Raw genomic sequence first — 3914 nt, 5'->3', positions numbered from 1 at the left:
TCCTGCTGAGAAACAACCCTGGAGATCTGGGACAGTGACACCATAGTCTGAAGTTTGCTCTTTCTCAATAAAAATTGGGTATCTCATAGGTACTCCCTCCAATTTATACCAGCTTGTCTAAAAATACTCTTTGTAGTACCAATTGGTAGATCTGATTTTGGATGCGGAACAGTAACTTTTCCGTTTTTAGTATTGTGCTTAAATTGATAATGAGAACCACGAATATTATGTACAAACCAGCCATCCTTTTTCAGGATTTTGATTATTTCTGAGCTTCTCATATCTAACAGTACACACGATGTGTATTAATGTCAATCGATTTAACAGAAATTTCCTATAACGTTCCGCGAGTACCCGAAATTGGCGACCAATGGGAGCCAATTAGGACGGAGGCCGAATGGCCGTAGCCGGGTACTCGCTGTTATGTGACGATTCGAGAATCATTACGATGCTTTGACATGTGGTATCTTCTCTAATTCGTGTGCTATTTTTCTCTTTTCTTCTCTTAAATCAAGTTCATCCTGGATTCCTAACCAAAAATCAGCTGAATTGCCAAAATACTTTGAGAATCGTAAAGCTGTATCAGCAGTTATTTTTCGATTCCCTTTTATAATTTGGGAAATTCTTGTAGCAGGAACATTCGTGTCCTTTGCTAATCTATAAGCTGATATGTTCATAGGCATGAGAAATTCTTCCAATAGGATTTCTCCGGGGGTAATAGATGGTATTCTTTCCATAAAATTCTCCTATCTTAGTGATAATCTGCTATCTCAACTTCAATCGCAGCACCATTATTCCAGTAAAAACAGATCCTCCATTGATCATTTATCCTGATAACATATTGTCCTTTTCTATCTCCTGATAATTGCTCCAATCTATTCCCAGGAGGAATCCTCAAATCATTTACATCTTTTGCCCTATGAATCAGAATAAGCTTTCTTAATCCGATTCGTTGAATATCATTCGGAAACCTTTTCGAGTAAGTCTCATTCCATATTTTTTCAGTTTCCTTATCTCTGAAGGATTCAATCATGCCTTAATAATAACCTGTTGCGTCATTACCGTCAAGCGTTAATATGCTTGTTCTCGAATTGTCACATAACGGCCCACGAGTACCCGAAGTTGTCGACCAACGGGAGCCAATTTGGGTGGAGGCCGAATGGCCGGTGCCGGGTACTCGCTGTTATGCGATGAATTGTGAAGCGTCAATAGAGCTTTTGTTATAGAGAACTTCGGGATCTAAATCTGCTCCATTGGGCCATTCAATAGTATCGAATTTAACTGATACTGCATTAAATATTGAAACATCCCGTAATTCTGAAAAGATACCGAAATCAAGATAAGGGGAAACATCAAAATAACGTTTCTCATCATTCTCAAAAGTAAGTAACAATTTGTAATCTGAAAGAGGTTTTACATCTTTAACACCCAAATACATAAAATTCTCCTTATTGTAATGGATCAATTTTGTAGGGAGGTTCACCATTTTGGGCTAATTTCAATCAGCCAATAATTCGTCCTTATGTAATTCCGCCCAAGCTTCTATGAGCTTTTTTTGTCGTCTTGGTAAATTGCCTTCAGTCATTTCGCAAGAGTTAATATCAAAAATTCCTTTGAAATCCTGATAATATGCATGAAAGTGAGGAGGGTTATGTTCCTTCTTTCCTAGGTACATTCTAATGACAATTCCAAAAAACATTGAAATAGTAGGCATAGCCTATATTATATCATCTCCTTCTATCATAGTCTATTTTGCTGCACAATTTGTTGCATAACGTTCCGCGAATATGCGAAATCCTGAGCAACGCGAAAGATTTTGGCGAAGGCCGAATGGCCGAAGCCGCATATTCGCTGTTATCTGCTTTGCCCATTTTTTACTTTGCATAATGATCAGTATAAGTATCTAATACCTTACGAATCATCTGTTGATATGGAATATGCGTTTCTTCCGAAATCTGTTTGAAGAAAACAATGCTTTTTTTCGATAGTGCGATTGTGATCTTTTTTGTCTCTTCTTTTGGGATTAGTAACTCTGGAGGAGGCAGAACATCCTTAACTTCTTTTGCTGATAATAATTCATCCTGTATATCTGTAAGCGCTTCACAAACCCCGTCTGTATAGGAAAATAAAAATAGCAGAAACTCCAAATACACACAGAAAAAAGGAGTGACTGGCTATGAAAATTACGAAGGAAGAGAAAAAGCTTCACATCGAACTTTGGAAAGAAAGCGGGCTGACCAAGACCGAGTATGCACAGCAAATCGGAATAAACAGAAATGTATTCTACAGCTGGTTTAATCAGCTGCAAAACAAAAATAGAACAGCAGAACAGGGATTGGTCCCTGACAGCTTTTCATCAGCACAGTGCGAGTACACGTGCAACAGTAAAGGGACAGTAAATATTGCGATTGAACTTCCAAATCATTATCGAGTTGAAGTGTATTCGGGAGTGAATCCTGAAACACTGCACACCGTACTCTCTGTTCTGGAGCACCTCTAATGTTCCTTGACCTGTCAAAGGTACAGCTGTTCGTAAAGCCCGGAGCCACAGATATGAGAAAACAATCAGCCGGACTTGCGGCGGTAGTACAGGAAGAGATGGAACTTGATCCGTTTCAAAAAGCACTGTTCATATTCTGCAACCGAAAACGCACCTTAATGAAGGCAATCTATTGGGATCGTAACGGATTTTGTCTCTGGCAGAAGCGCCTCGAGCAGGACACATTTCCCTGGCCTGCGGAGGCACATGAGGTGCACCGGATAAGCGGACAGCAGTGGCGACTACTGCTGGACGGACTGAATATTTGGAAAGCCCATCGTGAACTCGAGTACACAAAGGTCAGTTAAGGTCTAGAAGAAAAACAACATATCTGATACAATCCGGTCCTGTGAGTGAAGAAACAGGACCGGAATCATTACCGGAAAACATAGATGAATTGCAGCAGATGGTACGTAATCTGCAAAATGAAAACCTCAAGCAAAAACTAGCCTATGAGCAACTGGAAGAAAAGTACCAGATTATCCTCAACCGGTTTTTTGCCAAATCGACAGAAAAACTAAATGACGTCGAGCAAAAACAAGCGGAACTCTTTAATGAAGCCGAATGTATTTCAGAGGACCGGCAAGAGGAGACTGAAGAGCGACCGGTAAAAGCACACACGAGGGTGAAGAAAAAGGGCCATGGAGGCCGAGAACCTCTGCCTGAACATCTACCTCGTGAGACCACCGAAATTGATCTACCCGAAGAGCAGAAGGTGTGCAGCTGTGGAGCCGCTTTACAGCGCATTGGAGAAGAGGTGAGCGAAAAGCTTGAGATTCGTCCTCCTCAGTTTGTGGTAAAACGAACCGTTCGTTACTCCTATGCCTGTAGTCACAGCGACGATCAGAGTGTGGATGCCCACACAATGGTAACTGCACCGGCTGCCCCGCAGTTGATTGAAAAGGGAATCGCCACAGAGTCACTGGTAGCCTACATAGCAACGGCAAAATACTGCGATGGGCTGCCTTTGTACCGGCAGGAGAAGATGTTTGAACGTCTTAAGATTCACATTCCCCGGGAAACGATGGGAAGGTGGATCATGAAGGCCAGTAAAAAGCTCGAACCGCTGATTGAGCTATTCGATGATGAAATACGCGCTGGACCGGTAATTAACATGGATGAGACCCGGGTGCAGGTACATCGGGAGCAACACAGAGAAAACAACACTAACTCCTACATGTGGGTTGCAGTAGGAGGGGTGCCGAAGAAGCGAATCGTGCGTTACCTCTATGCTCCCTCGAGAGGCAAACACGTGCCTAAGCTGTATCTGCACCGCTTCGCCGGGTATCTACAAACCGACGGCTACGAAGGGTATCGTCAGATTGGCACCTCCGGTGAGATTACCCATGTAGCCTGCCTGGCCCATATTCGCCGT

At 42.3% G+C, this 3914-nt stretch carries 8 protein-coding genes and 1 pseudogene; 3 read left to right on the top strand and 6 right to left on the bottom strand.

Going from position 1 to position 3914, the window contains the following annotated elements; all coding sequences use genetic code 11:
• From GF401_12745 to GF401_12720, 6 genes and pseudogenes are all read right to left on the bottom strand, one after another.
• Positions 1 to 87: hypothetical protein (locus tag GF401_12745; GenBank protein MBD3345923.1), on the bottom strand; the 87-nt coding region annotated here is incomplete at its 3' end.
• Positions 84 to 281 (bottom strand): addiction module toxin, HicA family, encoded by a 198-nt coding sequence (locus GF401_12740; GenBank protein ID MBD3345922.1) that lies wholly within the window; start codon positions 279 to 281, stop codon positions 84 to 86. The genes GF401_12745 and GF401_12740, both read right to left, overlap by 4 nt.
• Before the next feature lie 162 nt (positions 282 to 443).
• Positions 444 to 737 carry a HigA family addiction module antidote protein gene (locus GF401_12735; GenBank protein ID MBD3345921.1) on the bottom strand — a complete coding sequence of 98 codons (294 nt, stop codon included), beginning with the start codon at positions 735 to 737 and terminating at the stop codon, positions 444 to 446.
• A 14-nt stretch (positions 738 to 751) separates the two neighbouring features.
• Complete coding sequence (locus GF401_12730) at positions 752 to 1033, bottom strand: type II toxin-antitoxin system RelE/ParE family toxin (protein ID MBD3345920.1); 282 nt, start codon at positions 1031 to 1033, stop codon at positions 752 to 754.
• A gap of 150 nt (positions 1034 to 1183) precedes the next feature.
• Complete coding sequence (locus GF401_12725; protein MBD3345919.1) at positions 1184 to 1438, bottom strand: DUF2442 domain-containing protein; 255 nt, start codon at positions 1436 to 1438, stop codon at positions 1184 to 1186.
• 10 nt (positions 1439 to 1448) lie between these two features.
• Positions 1449 to 1714 (bottom strand): annotated as a pseudogene (locus tag GF401_12720) (DUF4160 domain-containing protein).
• A gap of 462 nt (positions 1715 to 2176) precedes the next feature.
• On the opposite strand from GF401_12720, the gene GF401_12715 reads away from it, so the two are divergent.
• The 3 genes from GF401_12715 to GF401_12705 all read left to right on the top strand — a co-directional run.
• Complete coding sequence (locus GF401_12715; GenBank protein MBD3345918.1) at positions 2177 to 2500, top strand: hypothetical protein; 324 nt, start codon at positions 2177 to 2179, stop codon at positions 2498 to 2500.
• Positions 2500 to 2847 carry an IS66 family insertion sequence element accessory protein TnpB gene (gene tnpB / locus GF401_12710; protein ID MBD3345917.1) on the top strand — a complete coding sequence of 116 codons (348 nt, stop codon included), beginning with the start codon at positions 2500 to 2502 and terminating at the stop codon, positions 2845 to 2847. Before GF401_12715 ends, tnpB begins: the two co-directional genes overlap by 1 nt.
• 41 nt (positions 2848 to 2888) lie before the next feature.
• On the top strand, positions 2889 to 3914 hold a 1026-nt coding region (locus GF401_12705; GenBank protein MBD3345916.1), incomplete at its 3' end, for an IS66 family transposase.

Source organism: Chitinivibrionales bacterium, assembly GCA_014728215.1.
Classification (GTDB): Bacteria; Fibrobacterota; Chitinivibrionia; order Chitinivibrionales; family WJKA01; genus WJKA01.
The sequence above is the reverse complement of the archived record's forward strand: the minus strand, read 5'-3'. Positions and strand labels throughout refer to the sequence as shown.

Excerpts from the sequence above, each read along its gene's own strand:
- GF401_12740 (MBD3345922.1), bottom strand. The coding sequence starts at position 281 with ATGAGAAGCTCAGAAATAATCAAAATCCTGAAAAAGGATGGCTGGTTT.
- GF401_12735 (MBD3345921.1), bottom strand. The coding sequence starts at position 737 with ATGGAAAGAATACCATCTATTACCCCCGGAGAAATCCTATTGGAAGAA.
- GF401_12730 (MBD3345920.1), bottom strand. The coding sequence starts at position 1,033 with ATGATTGAATCCTTCAGAGATAAGGAAACTGAAAAAATATGGAATGAG.
- GF401_12725 (MBD3345919.1), bottom strand. The coding sequence starts at position 1,438 with ATGTATTTGGGTGTTAAAGATGTAAAACCTCTTTCAGATTACAAATTG.
- GF401_12715 (MBD3345918.1), top strand. The coding sequence starts at position 2,177 with ATGAAAATTACGAAGGAAGAGAAAAAGCTTCACATCGAACTTTGGAAA.
- tnpB (MBD3345917.1), top strand. The coding sequence starts at position 2,500 with ATGTTCCTTGACCTGTCAAAGGTACAGCTGTTCGTAAAGCCCGGAGCC.